Below are 14000 nucleotides of genomic sequence, written 5' to 3' on the forward strand. Positions count from 1 at the left end.
TAATCTCTTTTTGACATATTCAAACTTTATTTATGGCTGAAAAAAGCAGAATTCCTAAGAATCCGATTTAATCTTTTTTTACGATCTTGTATCATTTTAATATTTTTTCAAGTAGCTAACATCTAAATTTTGTGTTGAATCTGATATTCTTTTAACTTTCTATATAAGGTTGAACGGCTTATTCCTAGTATTTCGACTGCTCTATCCATATTATTGTCCGAACGTAACAGGGCTGTTTCGATGGCCATTTTCTCAAGGTTATCTAAGCGAAGCATCTCATCCTTAGCCATCTTATCGTTACTTATAGGAGTAGTATCTGTCATAATATAATTTGGTAAACAATCCGGGGTAATTTGGCCTTTTTGAGCCGTATTCACTGCATACGTCATGGCATTTTGCAATTGTCGGACATTACCCGGCCATTTGTACTCGTTAATAATTTTCTCAGTCTCCGGAGTAATCTTTGGTATTTTCCACCCTTGTTTCTTGCAATATTTCTCGATAAAATATTTGTACAGAATTTCAATATCATTTCCTCTATTCCGTAAAGGAGGAATGTTGATCGTCAATACAGAAAGCCGAAAGTAAAGATCCTCACGATATTGCTTTTCTTTTACCATACTATAGAGATCTTTATTGGTAGCGCTGATCAGTCTAAAGTCAACTTTCTTATAGCGGCGGCCCCCGACACGCATAACTTGCTTATCTTCTAAAGTTCTTAATAAAACGGCCTGAATTTCAAGCGGCATATCCCCAATTTCATCAAGAAAAAGTGTCCCGCCATTGGCCAGTTCAATTTTACCGGGTCTTCCGCTCCGTTCGGCACCTGTGAAACTACCCCCTTCGTAACCAAACAATTCGCTTTCGATCAGTTCTCGAGGCATCGCAGCACAATTTACTGCCATAAATGGTCCTTGAGGCCGATACGTATTGTGAATAGCCTGGGCAAAGAGTTCTTTACCCGTACCGCTTTCACCAATCAATAAGATATTATCCGTTAAATTAGCAAAGCGTTGAGCTAAATCAATACTTCTTTTTAACTCCTTGCTTTTCCCCATAAGATCTTCAAAATTATAATTGGCAACGGCACCTGAACGGCTGGCAACCATTGCATTAATCTTTTCCACAGGATTGAATCTTAAGACGGCAACATCGATATGTTCAGTACCAGGGCTAAAAATCGGTTGAATATGAATCATATACGAATGTTCATCATTCTCGATACAGAGGGGTTCCTCAATGGTCGTACTTCTCCCTTCCTCAATTAATGATCTGAGGCGAGAGTGACTGCATAAGAATTCTTTTATATTTCTGTTTCCTTTTTCGCCCATTTCTATTTTAAATATTCGAGCGCCTTCCTGGTTTGTATGAATTATTGTCCCCGTTCGATCGATTGCAATTATACCTTCATCCATAAAATTTGAGATTGCTTTCATTGTAGCATGGGATAAGCTCAAATTTTCATGGGCAATTTTCAAATTCTGATAACTTTCTTTTACGCTTATATTACTATGGATCAGCTTCAACTGACCCTCAACAGCTACTGCTAAAGAAGTGATGAGACCTAGTGTATGTGAATTTGCATTTTGAAAACTTTCTAACCAAGGTCTATCAATAAGAGGTTGACCTAAAATCAAAGTCGCAATAATTTCGCCAGCTTCATTCATAATAGGTGCGGCAAAAGCAAGAATATTATTTAAGGCGACATTGTAGTGTTCAGGTCCCATCATTTGCACGGGTCGTTTGAGACTTACACATAAAGAATGAACACACGTTCCAATTGTATTTTCGTCCCACACTAAACCTTCGGTAGGGATTCTTCCCATTTCGCCTTCCTGTATCAAGAATGTTCCATCTCTATCACACAAGTACAAAATATAACCCGAAGTAAAAATTGCCATGTTTTTGAAAGTATTGAGCAACGGACTGATAATTTCAATCAATGAACGATTATTTTCAACAATCTTCTTATATTCTGCAGAGTTCATTTTTGACTTGGTCAGCTTGATATTAGGATCAATTCCCAATTTTCGGGATTTTTGCCAAGACTCAACTATTTCCTTGCGTAAGTAATCGTTACAATAAGATTCTTCATTTTGTAAGAATCTCTTTTTGCATTCCACAATTGCTTCCCAACGTTTTTGAGTGATAAGAGGATATTGTTCACTGGAAAATCGATCACTGCTCACATTAGAATAATTCAGATTTGGATTTGGTAATGACACCTATAACCCCTCCTCGAATGCACTTAATACATTACGAAAGATGACCATAAATTTAAGCCAGGTAAAATTTGTATCAGGCTCAGCAAGACCTTATTCTTAAAGTCTTACTGAGCCTTGGTATTTAGAATTAAGCATTGATAATGCATGTGGTAATAATCACGAGATCTTTTAATAAAAGTAAAATTGGAACCCTTTTACTGTTAGATATACACATATCAGTTATATTTTTCGACAACTATAATGAAATTTCCTTCTTATGAGTGGTTCCATGTTTTACCTCAAAAATGCATCTAAGAAGTCTTTGGGGATCTCGCACTTGGAAGCAAAAGAGCAATGATTGCTGCAATAAACATCATGATAGCAGCAAATGAAAAGGCAGACGTCGTTTTACCACTAAAGTCCGCGATAATACCCGCAAGCATCGGACCAAAAAAGCGGCCAACTACTGCTAAAGTAGAAATGATACCCGTTCCCGAGCCAGTAATTTCTTTAGGATAGTAATCTGTAAAGGCCGCTAAGATTACTGGAATGTTGCCAATACCTATCCCCATTAGTCCTATCGCTGCATACATAAAGGTAAGTCCTTTTCCGAAAACGAAAATATATCCAAAAGCGAAAGCAACCCACCATAGACTTGAGATAACAATAACATATTTCCGTTCGATACGATCGGACAAAGGTCCCCATACTTGTTGTCCAACAAGCTGACATAAATTGTATATCGTTACTGCCAAACCTGCTTGAACAGCTGTAAATCCAGCACTTCGAATTGTTACCGCAAGAAAAGCAGTAACAGCCATATAACCTAATTGCCAAAAGATATACATTGAGCTAAGATGCCAGGTTATTTTCATCTTAAGTACATCTGAGAAGCCTTTCCCTTTTGCCTGGGGTTTGCTTTGCGAAATTGCTGAGGACGTTACGACTTCTTCTGGTGGAGTACCTACTGGCATTAAGCCTTTTTCAGAAGGTTTGTTTCTTATGATTGCGAAAACTATCACGGTAACAACAATAGCTAATACTCCTAATATAACGAAGGTATTTTGCCAACCATAACTTTTGACAAGCCGCGGGGCAAAAATTCCCAAAGCAGCACCTGTAAGAACACCTCCGGGGGTGATAAGGCTCATTGCTCTCCCCCGTTTGCTTGGATAAAACCACTCGCCGATCAGTTTTGGTATGGTAGCACTGTAGATACCTGCTGATCCGAAGCCAATCAAAGCAAAGATTATCAAAGCTTTAGTTAAAGAATCGGCAACAAGGCCAAATGCCAAGAGCATCAAGGCAGATAAAAAACCTGCAATCGTCAGCGTTTTACGTGTTCCAATTTTATCAGATAACGCTCCCCAAAAGAATGAAAATCCAGCATAACATAACCCATAAACTGAAAGAATCATGCCTGCCGAAGCATTATCTAAAGATAGGGAAGCTTTTACTTCTTGCAGGACAATAGGCAGCGTTTGCAGGCTGATAAGCAGGATAATTTGGCTGAGAAATCCGCCAAAAACAATGAACCACCCATAATGCATGCGACTATTCTCCACTTTATTGAGTTGAACCACTTTGACACCTCCAATAATTTTATGAAGTGCTTGATGAATTCTAACCAAATCGTTTTTTGCTAACTCTACTAACTTCAAAAAGATGCAAAAATATGCCGATTGACAATCTTTTGCATCTTTAAGTTCTTATCGAATACTTTTGTTAATCATGTCATGACAGCTCAGCAAAATGAATGAGCTATCATGACACTTAAGTTTTTTGATTAAGGAATAAACATCATAACTTTTTTGCCTTTTTCAGCCATTTTCTTGGCTAATTCCTCTACAGGACCATATTCCATCGCTTGACCTAAGCAGTGATGAACACAGGATGGCTTTTCTCCCTTTTCGACACGATCTTTACATAGATTGCAGAGGTCGGTTGGCACGGCAATATAATCCCATTCCCATTTATCACCTGTTAACTGAAATGGACCAACTTCAGTGAGTTTAATTCCCCACTTGCCACGAGGAAGCTTTAATTCATTCTTGCAAGCAACTTCGCATGAATGGCAACCCGTGCAATATTCGTAATCAATCATTAAACCATATTGCGACATTTATTTCCCTCCAGTCACTCGTTTTGATTGCAGATTTTAGTCTTCAGCCTTGTAAACCTTGCAGATAATAGATTTATAGGGGGCTCCGAAACCGAGTTTTCCAATGTGTTTATGCGGTATCATAGTATTTGGATTGGATTCAAAAACTCCAAACAAATCGGGTGCTGTACCTTTTCTTTCTGGGAACCACCAGCCATGTTGGGCATGGACAACCTTTTCAGAAATTGCAGGAGTCAAATGGGCCTTCTCTTTAGCCTTACCGAACATATTTTCAATGATTACCCAATCTCCCTCGCTAATTCCCAGACGCTTAGCTGTCTCAGGATGGATTTCCATGATCGGATCGGGCACAATTTCACGACAGCTTGCAACCTGTCTATGTTCAGAATGGAAGGAGGCGAACGTTCTTGCACCTGTTGTCAGAATCAACGGATATTGCTCAAAAAGTTCAGGTGTACTAATAGGGCTATACGGTGGTTCCATATAATATGGCAGAGGATCGTCACCCCATGATTCATAGAGCACAGAGTAAAGTTCAACCTTCCCTGTTACCGTTGTAAAGCCAGGCTCACCGTCCGGTCTTTGCAGACCTTTTTCGTATTTTTTATACTCGTATGGAGGATTGACGACCCCTTTTTCTCTCAGATCATTGAAGCTGATACCTAATTCCGGTTTTAGTTGGCTATCAAAGAAATCTTCAACGGAGTCATAAGGCCAAGCCTTTGGATTGAGCCGTTTACCTAATTCGATACAAACCTCGATATCTGATTTGCAGTCGCCGACATTTAAGGCTTTGTTCATCGCTCCTAGGAAAATAGTATTCCGACCATAGTGAGTGATAACTACACCGTCATGCTCAGCAAATGAAGGAAGCGGTAAGAAAATATCGGCAAGGGCCATTGCTGTTGGAGTCATAAATGTTTCTTGTATGACATTGAACTCCATTTTCAGAAGAGCCTTATACCATCTTTCAGGTTGTGCCGAACAGGTCGCACTGAGGAAGTTGGTACTGTTAAACCAAGCCATCTTGAGCGGATAAGGTTTACCTGTTTCAAGAGTGTCTAAGGTTACATCCGGTTGAGTTGTAGCCATTCCTGTAGCAAATCCAGGATATTCTTTGGCACCCAGCCGTTTGTCCCAAAGCTCTTCCGTAAGCTCACTCCGAGCATCCATACGCCATTTTCCAAGGAGTGCAGCTGGCGGTCCAACGGTGACTCCTCCAGGAACGTCGATATTCCCTGTGATAGCAACTATAGCGAGGAAAGCCTGTCCGAGTTGAACTCCATTTGGGTTTTGGTCAAATGCTAATCCCCAACCGAATGTACACGGCTTAGCATTAGCGATAACTCTGGCAACTTCCACAATTTTTTCTTTGGGTACCCAAGTAATATCAGCAACCTTTTCAGGTGGATATTCCTGAACACGTTCCTTCAGTTCGTCAAAACCGTAACACCAATTTTCCGCAAAATCATGATCATAGAGGTCCTCGTTTATGATAACGTTAAGCATAGCGAGGGCAAGGGCCGTATCCGTTCCAGGTCTTAATTGAAGGACATAATCTGCTCGGGTAGCAAGCCAGCTGATTCTTGGGTCAATCATAATAAGTTTGCTTCCCAATTTCATCATGTCAATAATGGCATGACCAAAGAAACCATCAGGATTTGATTTTAGTGGTTCTTTACCCCATAAAACAATATATTCTGGCAGCTTCCAACCTGGATGATTGAAACGATCTTCGAAGAAACCGGCATAGTCGATTTCAGGATATCCTGCACCCAAAATAAAGTCCGAAACAGAGCATCTGGGGCCATAGCAAGACCAGCCGCTTTGTCCGTAGCAGACATTAGGAGTTTGGAGTGCAGAGAAGCCTAGTGGATAGTAATACAGGCAGGCTTCCCTTCCGGTTCCGCCATACACGACGATGGATTCAGCTCCCCATTTTGCTTTAATATCATTAACTTTATCTACAATAATATCCCAAGCCTCATCCCAAGAGATTTGCTCCCACGCATCTTCACCGCGTTTCTTAGGATCGCGCTTCATAGGATGTGTAATCCGTTGAGGATGATGGACATACTCAGGGAGTGATAAACATCGAATACACAATCTGCCTTGTGTAATCGGATTTTCTGGGTCTCCTTCAACTTTAACAAGTTTGCCATCCTTAACATGCAATTTCATACCGCAGCCTACTGGATGATCTCCTGGCGGGGACCAACCGCAAGTCCTAACGACATATTCGCCATCTTCTTGTTGCGCCCATTCTTTTTGCATTGTATCAATTCACCCTTTCAAGAATTCGAATTTTTAATTTGAAAGACTTGATATAACGTAGGATAAAGCCTTGGAAAGAGACACGCACTTCTATTGAAACACCTCCTTATGACACGGATTATACTCTACCTGGTTTATCCCTTGACTCTTTTTATTGCAATAAGTGTGCCAGTTCTAAAATGAATTGCGAAACCCTGTTAATACAGGGATTATTAGGTTACCGGGCTGAAAGTTAAAATTAAAGTTTTATCTCTTTTTGCATTGAAAATTTTTAGTAAGAAACTTCACAAGGCCTTTGAAATCAAGAGAAAAGGCCAAATCTTTTTTTGAAATAACGTATCAAATTAGGATATTGTTTGTCATGAACCTATGAAAAGAGTAAGATGACAATTAATTTATAAGTCAACTTAACTAAGTGACAAAAAAGGAGGAAGACAGATGTGTTGGTCTTGTAATCCATACTGCGGAGGTTGTAAACCTCCTAAGGAAAAACCAAGAAAATGTACAAAGTGTGGGACCTTTAATTTTGACACTTCGGCTCAAAAGTGTAAGAAATGCGGGACAGAACTGCCTGAACGAGTGAAGCCTCCCGTTGTTTATTGTTTATATAGTGATATGGTGTGCGCTAATCCTTGTAGCAAGCATAAAAAATCTCCTGAAAATGGTGGTCCGGTTCCTTGTAAGTTGAATACTCCTCCTGATAATTCCTAATACATTTCTTATAATGATATTGCGTCGCAAAAAAGGATTTCCACGTAACCCTTGATTTAACTGAATTGTGAATACGAAGACAAGGTTAAGACATAACAAAAAGGGATTAGTTAATCCCTTCATTTTAAAATCAGAAACATCCAAAGTTATCTGCGAAGCCACTTTGCGACGTTTTATAGAAGTTGGCATATTATTTGCATCATCTATCCAATGAAATGGAACTTCAAACAAAAGCAGGTAGTAGATTTCTAAGATTTTTAAGGAGGTGTAACTTGGTTAAGGCATAAGCTTCTTTTGTTTGATGTCCAGAAACCGAGTGATTCTTAAATAATAATATTATGGAGGCGTGTACCATGAATAAAGAAGAATTTGAAAAGCTTGATCTCGATGCTCAATTTAAACAACTTAATGCAGAGCTTGAAGCGGGTAAAAATATCAACGACCTTTTGAAAGAGCTCGATCTGACTAAAGAAGTTATGGTGAAAAAAGGTTTTTATGCAGTTGGTAAAAAAATTATGAGAAAACCCGTCAGAGGATATAATACTCCCCAAGACTAATCTTATTTTTGTTTAACTCGATGTTGTAGGATAATTATAGTACTGCGGGCAGGCTCGTTCGATAACGAATAGGCCTGCCCCACTTTTCTTCAAAGTTATTTCAAATGCCGCTTGGTAAGGTTAAATTATCAAATAATAGGGATGCTTCGATATGAAAATTACAAATGTAACTGCGAATGCGGTTCGTCTCCCTCTTTTAGAACCTTTGAAGTGGGCGAGTGGGCATATGAACAATGCTGATCATGTGCTTGTTCGCATCATGACGGATGAAGAAATTGAGGGAATTGCCGAGTCAATCCCGAGGCCTTCACTATATGGAGACACGCAAGAATCTATTTGTGCAATCATCAACAAATATATAGGACCAAAACTTATCGGAATGGATCCATTGGATATAAATAAAATCTGGGAACAGATGAATACCGTTTACTGGAACTTGACCCCTAAGGGTGCAATAGATGTTTGTCTTTATGACATTATGGGTAAAAAAACAGGACTTCCATGTTATAAGCTTTTGGGGGGCTATAAAAACAAAATTGCGCTGAGTTGGATGATTGGCTTAAAACCCCTCGAGGCTATGGTTGCAGAGGCAAAAAGCAAGTACGCTGAAGGATTCCGTGCTCTAAAGCTCAAAGGGGGACAGGATGCGGATTTTGATATCAAAATGTTCCATACCATTAGAGAGGCGGTTCCAGAGGATTGTATTCTGTATATTGATGCCAATCAAGGCTGGAGTTACGCCGATGCGGTCAAGGTTATTACTCAGTTGGAAGGTCTAGCGGCATACTGTGAGGAACCTATTCCAGCTTGGGATGATCATGCCCGTATAAAGCTTGCTCGAGAAGTGCGCATACCGATTATGGGAGATGAAAGCTGCTATACACTGCATGACGTGATAAGGCAGATGGAGATGGATACGCTTGGTTTGGTCAATATTAAAGTTCCTAGAACAGGCTTTACTATTTCTAGAAAAATTATCGCTGTTTGTGAGACCTTTAATAAACCATGTTTGACTGGAACACAGGCTGAGTCGGCATTAGGTGCTTTTGCCTGCTTACATCTTGCAGCAGCCTCTAAGCAAATCAGTCTTCCCTCTGAGAATTGTTATTACATGTCAGTTAAGGGCAATCTTATCAAAGAAATTCCTAAAGTTGAAAACGGATATATGTATGTTCCTGAGAAGCCCGGCCTTGGGGTTGAACTGGATGAAGCTGCGGTTGAGGAATATACGGTTAAACTATTGTAAGGATAAGGAGTTGTCATTATGTCAAATTATTATCTGGTATGTGCCGATTGTGACTACCAATTTACTGTACCTTCGAGCAGTGGCGATCCATATCAAAACGTTTGTCCCAAATGTTCAAGCACAAAAATTCGCCAACGCTTTAGCGTAGTGAATACCATCTGCATCGATCCGATGAAGGAATGTTCGTCTTGCCCTTTCAGCAACAACTGTAGTGCTTCTTAATTTTTTACGTTTATAAACAATTGAATCATAACGCAGAGAATGCTTCCCCAATGGACGGTTAATATAGCTAACCATATCATTGGGGAAGCATTCATTTTCATTTAATTGTCTATTAAGTTTCAAAATGATAAAAAATTTGTTCAAAATGACAAAGTGTCTTACCAATGTAAGACGCCTAAAAATAGAAATCCTTGATTTAATAAGGTTTTAACGTGAGTAAAATGTTGGCATGATTCTTGCTTAATTTTTAAGAACAAAGGCTAACTCATTCTTAAGATACTCCTGATCCCATTTGCTTGTCTCATACTAGTCGTTATTTTCACTGAAAGGAGGTTTTAACGTAGCTTATGACTGCTGAAATTATGTTTGCTGACGAACAAGATGAGATAGAACTCAATGAAATTCTCTGGGACTATGATATGGGTATTCCGGGCCAAGCTGAAGAGATGCTCGTTTTTAAAAAAGAGGGTCAGACTCTTGGAGGGGCAAAGATCGTTGAGGTTGAAGAAAATCGCTTTTTTTTAGAAGTACTGGGGGTAAAGCAGGCGCAACATTCTCAGGGAATTGGACGAATCCTGTTAAGTGAAATTCTTCAAAATCCATGGGAGTGCTGCAAATACCCGTTATCCAAATTTCAACTTAAGAAACCCTATACCATCACGACTATGGCAAGAGGATCTGCCGTTGGTTTTTATAAAAAAATGGGTTTTAAAAATTGTGATTCTCTATTATTACCCCAGGAATATAGCGAACAATGTGATTTTTGCCCGGATAAAGGAGAATGCGACCCATCTCCTATGATTTTTACTGGAGGGATTAAAGCATGAAAAAGGCAATACTCGTTTTTACTAAGGTTCCAAGAGTCGGTGATTGCAAGACACGCTTAACCGAGGCCCGTGGTGGCATTCTGACCTATGAGGAAGCTACTGCATTGTATGAAGCCTGTTTGCTCGATGTTATTGAAGTCAGTCTGTCTGTTGAAGGGGCGGACGTTTGGATTTGCTACAACAAGGACGGAGATCGGTCCTACTTAGATTCGCTTTTAGATCAAGTTAAAAATGCACAAAGAATTGCAGGGATTTTCTCCGACCAGGGAGGAAGTTTCGATGACTGCATGCAATATGCAACAGACCATATTCTTAAATCAGGGGCAGAGAATCGTTTAGCTGATTGTTTACTCATCAGCGGCGGAGATTTGCCTTCATTACAGCCTTATATTTTGCAAGATGCCCTAAATAAGTTAGAGAAATTAAGTCAAAGTGTATCTGGGCAGAAGGTAGCTGTAAGTAAGGTAAAGGCAAGCGATGGCTCATTGATTGGCGCTGCTCTTGTCGAAGGAGCATGTCAGGAAGGCGGATTCTCTTTAGCAGGTTTGACCTGTACAACTAATTTTACGTTTAACGAAGTTTTTTATAACAAAGATGGTATTACCGCACTGGATATGATGGCTAATAAAGCGGGAGATGAGCAAATTCCGATAGCTTTTGTAGAAGAAGTACCTGATATCGATATTCCAGTAGATCTTGCAAGCGCGATGCCTGTTCTGCGTATTATTGAGCTTGCAGCAAAGCATGATCCTGCTATAACTGTTCCGGAAAGGACAATCAACTTTTTGAATGAGATGGGTCTGCAGTCAGTTGCGCTTCCTCCAGCTGCGAGAGAATTAGTATAAGTAAGGCAGCTTATTTTTGTTCCGGTGAAGGAGGGAGTAATAGTGATGAGTTCTGAGAAATTAAGTAAGGTATGTCATGAGATAAAAGAAAATTGTATAGAGTGCGGGCAATGCTTATCTGAATGCCAAATGTTACAAGAAATTGGGGAAGAACCTGCAAGCATCGCCGCTCGAAAACCTTACGTCGAGGAAGCTTACGAATGCTCCCTCTGTGGTTTGTGTGAAGCAGTATGTCCATCTTCACTAAGCCCTAAGACTATGTTTGCTGAAATGAGGACGGAAGCTGTTAAATCCAAAGAGATTCCAATTAATGAATATAGGTATATGTTTCCGGACCGAAAACTTAACGTGATGAAATTATACCGCGAAGTTAACAGTATTGATTATAAGGACTTAAATCTGGGGAGAGAAAATCCCGTTGCCTTATTCCCCGGATGTACAATGCTTACGTATTCCCCCAAGTTGACACGAGCAGTTTATACTCACCTGAGTCAAAAGTATCAAGATATTGTACTGATGACAGAGTGTTGTGGCCTGCCCTTGTATCAATTAGGTTTAAACGATAGAGGGGATAAATATGTCGGCGAAATAAAAGTAAAGATTCGGGATTTAAAGATAAGGACTATTATTATTGCATGCCCTAATTGTTATTATCAGCTTAGACCCATCTTAAGAGAAATGGGAATAACGCTTTTAACGATCTATGAGGCGTTAGATGATCTGTTGATCTTAAATAATTCTAATATTTTGCATCAACAATCTTTTGTTACTATTCATGACTCATGCCCTGATCGTTTTGAAGGAATATTTGCTTCCCAGGCAAGACTCGCTTTACAAAAAAAAGGGTATCAGCTCGTTGAAATGGAGCACAATCATGAAATGACGATTTGCTGTGGGAGTGGTGGCGAGGTTAGTCATTTTGATCCTGAAATGGCTAACAATCGAGTAAAGTCTCGTTTGGATGAGGCAGAAAATTCAGGTGCACAAATTCTTGCAGCCAATTGTTTGGCCTGCGTTTTAAACTTTGGTAAGGTTTCGGGTAAGTTTCAAGCAAAACATATATTGAATCTATTGCTTGATTTGGAGCAAGATTTTGAAGGGTTCAAGAATAAAGCGAAAAAGATGTTTGAAGGGCCAGAAGGAGAAAAATTGTGGGAGCGGATCATGGCAGAACCATAAAGGATAAACAAGAAGCAGTAAAAGGGGAAGGGATAAACTTGAATTATCAAGAAATGACTCGGATTTTCAAAGAAACACTGTCACTCCGCTGGGATCCTGTGGCTGTAAGACTGATGCGTCCTGATGAAGAAAGGCCGCCACAATTGATCGAACCCCCAGTCCCTTTGAGACATTGCCAATCTATAATTACAGCCCGTCGGGGAAATTGTCTTTATATGCCCCCGAGAAGCCATGCTTGTCCTGATGGATCCGGTATTTTGGGTTTAGTTGAAATGTCTCAAAAACTTCGATCGGGTGAGCTTTATTTGCTTTTTAAAAAGATGCCCAATATAGAAACGGCTCAAAAAATGATTGGTTCCCGTCCTGAATTCGAAGCGGGAAGTTACAAGGCAACTCTTCTTGCGCCTTTAGATAAGGCACCCTTTGAACCCGATGTCGTGGTTTTTACTCTGTGGCCTGAACAAGCCATGTGGCTTTGCTGTTCTCAGACATATGCAAATGGGCAGCGCCAAAGTTTTAAAACCTCAGGCTTTAATTCGACCTGTGCTGATTTAATTGTTCAACCGATGAAAACAGGAGAAATGAATATATCCTTTGGATGTTATGGAGCCCGAGCGTCGAGTGAAATCGATGATTTTGAACTTTATCTTTCCGTTCCGACTTCAATGCTTGAACCGATTGCGCAGTCTTTATTGAAATTGTCACAGAAGAGTATTCCTGAAGAAAGAAAAAAAATATATATGCAGCCTGTTATGGATAAAATCGGAACTCGTCGACAGGAAATTAACGAATCCGGGGCTAGCGTTGAAGTTTTTATTGATGCGGATCAATGCCTAGGGGATGGACTTTGCAGTGCTTTTTGCCCTACAGGAGTCTTAGAAATTCAGGAGGTCGATGGGCGGAAAGTGGCAAGGGCAGCTCACCCCGAAAACTGCAGCGCGTGCTATACATGTGTGGGCCAGTGTCCTCAAAAAGCGATCCAGTTGTCTTATCTATAGAAAGGAAGAGTTATATGAGTCCAGAGTTCAAGCTCTTAGGAACGGGAGCTGGGCCAGGGGTGCCGTCATTCTATTGTGATTGTATTGCCTGCCGAGAGGCTAGAAAGAAACCTCAGCGTGCTCGAACGCGCAGTGGAGCCTTAATTGATACTGGTAATGAAAGAATTTTAGTCGATGCTTCTCCTGACTTAAGGAGCCAATTAATTAAGGAGCAAATTGACTCACTCGATTATCTTTTTATTACCCATTGGCATTATGATCATTTCGGGGGAATCGGTGATTTAGAATTTTATATAAAACTCAAGCGAAAACACCCTGTCAAACTGTTTTTGCCTTCCAGTGCAGTAGAGGATTTCCAAGCGGCTTATCCATTTATGATGGATGTATTTGAACTTGAGTGCTGGGATTATGAACAAAGCTATACTTTCTCAGACGTCAAGCTGACCGTATTACCTGCAAACCATAGCATTCAGACAGGCGGGCTTCTATTAGAGGCAGGCCAAAGAATCGCTTATTTTACAGACACATCCGGGTTACCGGAATTAACAGAGCAGAGAATTAAAGGTGTAGATACGCTAATCTGTGATGCTACTTTCCATGGGGAGAATTGGTATCCCGATAGTCATATGACGATTGAAGAAGCCATTCAATTAGGCGAAAAGATTAAGGCAGGGCATACGATTCTAACCCATCTTGCTATGCATTATAGTGCACCAACAACAGTACAACAAATCGAAGAAAAGTTGCATTCTTATCCTAAGGTTTCCTTAGCTTTTGATGGGTTAACTTTGAAATTGTAAATCTTAATGGGGTCG

12 protein-coding genes are annotated in these 14000 nt (G+C 40.1%); 8 read left to right on the forward strand and 4 right to left on the reverse strand.

The window, feature by feature from the left end; translation table 11 throughout:
• Positions 1–122 precede the first annotated feature (122 nt).
• The 4 genes from DESME_RS00690 to DESME_RS00705 form a co-directional block, all read right to left on the reverse strand.
• Positions 123–2225, reverse strand: coding sequence for a sigma-54 interaction domain-containing protein (locus DESME_RS00690; protein WP_006718685.1), 2103 nt, complete (start codon positions 2223–2225; stop codon positions 123–125).
• A gap of 290 nt (positions 2226–2515) precedes the next feature.
• Positions 2516–3865, reverse strand: a complete 1350-nt coding sequence (locus tag DESME_RS00695; protein ID WP_242837410.1) for an MFS transporter — start codon at positions 3863–3865, stop codon at positions 2516–2518.
• Positions 3866–3990: 125 nt separating this feature from the next.
• On the reverse strand, positions 3991–4326 hold the full coding sequence (locus tag DESME_RS00700) for a 4Fe-4S dicluster domain-containing protein (protein WP_006718689.1): 336 nt from the start codon (positions 4324–4326) through the stop codon (positions 3991–3993).
• A 36-nt stretch (positions 4327–4362) separates the two neighbouring features.
• Complete coding sequence (locus tag DESME_RS00705; RefSeq protein WP_006718691.1) at positions 4363–6600, reverse strand: molybdopterin-dependent oxidoreductase; 2238 nt, start codon at positions 6598–6600, stop codon at positions 4363–4365.
• Between the two features lie 1064 nt (positions 6601–7664).
• On the opposite strand from DESME_RS00705, the gene DESME_RS00715 reads away from it, so the two are divergent.
• From DESME_RS00715 to DESME_RS00745, 8 genes are all read left to right on the forward strand, one after another.
• Positions 7665–7868, forward strand: coding sequence for a hypothetical protein (locus DESME_RS00715; protein WP_006718695.1), 204 nt, complete (start codon positions 7665–7667; stop codon positions 7866–7868).
• A gap of 151 nt (positions 7869–8019) precedes the next feature.
• On the forward strand, positions 8020–9114 hold the full coding sequence (locus DESME_RS00720) for a mandelate racemase/muconate lactonizing enzyme family protein (RefSeq protein ID WP_006718697.1): 1095 nt from the start codon (positions 8020–8022) through the stop codon (positions 9112–9114).
• Positions 9115–9132: 18 nt separating this feature from the next.
• Positions 9133–9336, forward strand: a complete 204-nt coding sequence (locus DESME_RS15810; protein WP_156922744.1) for a zinc ribbon domain-containing protein — start codon at positions 9133–9135, stop codon at positions 9334–9336.
• A 347-nt stretch (positions 9337–9683) separates the two neighbouring features.
• Positions 9684–10163, forward strand: a complete 480-nt coding sequence (locus DESME_RS00725; RefSeq protein ID WP_006718699.1) for a GNAT family N-acetyltransferase — start codon at positions 9684–9686, stop codon at positions 10161–10163.
• Positions 10160–11008, forward strand: coding sequence for a TIGR04282 family arsenosugar biosynthesis glycosyltransferase (locus tag DESME_RS00730; RefSeq protein WP_006718701.1), 849 nt, complete (start codon positions 10160–10162; stop codon positions 11006–11008). The genes DESME_RS00725 and DESME_RS00730 overlap by 4 nt, the downstream gene beginning before the upstream one ends.
• Positions 11009–11053: 45 nt before the next feature.
• A complete protein-coding gene (locus DESME_RS00735; protein WP_006718704.1) occupies positions 11054–12187 on the forward strand; it encodes a (Fe-S)-binding protein in 1134 nt (377 codons plus the stop codon).
• Entirely contained in the window at positions 12160–13185 is a 1026-nt protein-coding gene (locus tag DESME_RS00740) for a DUF169 domain-containing protein (RefSeq protein ID WP_006718706.1), read from the forward strand. Before DESME_RS00735 ends, DESME_RS00740 begins: the two co-directional genes overlap by 28 nt.
• Positions 13186–13199: 14 nt before the next feature.
• Entirely contained in the window at positions 13200–13985 is a 786-nt protein-coding gene (locus tag DESME_RS00745) for an MBL fold metallo-hydrolase (RefSeq protein ID WP_006718708.1), read from the forward strand.
• Positions 13986–14000 lie beyond the last annotated feature (15 nt).

Source organism: Desulfitobacterium metallireducens DSM 15288, from assembly GCF_000231405.2.
Lineage (GTDB): Bacteria > Bacillota > Desulfitobacteriia > Desulfitobacteriales > Desulfitobacteriaceae > Desulfitobacterium_A > Desulfitobacterium_A metallireducens.

Bases quoted from the DNA above. Each gene is read 5' to 3' on its own strand.
- DESME_RS00730 (WP_006718701.1), top strand. From the start codon at position 10,160: ATGAAAAAGGCAATACTCGTTTTTACTAAGGTTCCAAGAGTCGGTGAT.
- DESME_RS00720 (WP_006718697.1), top strand. From the start codon at position 8,020: ATGAAAATTACAAATGTAACTGCGAATGCGGTTCGTCTCCCTCTTTTA.
- DESME_RS00725 (WP_006718699.1), top strand. From the start codon at position 9,684: ATGACTGCTGAAATTATGTTTGCTGACGAACAAGATGAGATAGAACTC.
- DESME_RS00715 (WP_006718695.1), top strand. From the start codon at position 7,665: ATGAATAAAGAAGAATTTGAAAAGCTTGATCTCGATGCTCAATTTAAA.
- DESME_RS00735 (WP_006718704.1), top strand. From the start codon at position 11,054: ATGAGTTCTGAGAAATTAAGTAAGGTATGTCATGAGATAAAAGAAAAT.
- DESME_RS15810 (WP_156922744.1), top strand. From the start codon at position 9,133: ATGTCAAATTATTATCTGGTATGTGCCGATTGTGACTACCAATTTACT.
- DESME_RS00745 (WP_006718708.1), top strand. From the start codon at position 13,200: ATGAGTCCAGAGTTCAAGCTCTTAGGAACGGGAGCTGGGCCAGGGGTG.
- DESME_RS00705 (WP_006718691.1), bottom strand. From the start codon at position 6,600: ATGCAAAAAGAATGGGCGCAACAAGAAGATGGCGAATATGTCGTTAGG.
- DESME_RS00700 (WP_006718689.1), bottom strand. From the start codon at position 4,326: ATGTCGCAATATGGTTTAATGATTGATTACGAATATTGCACGGGTTGC.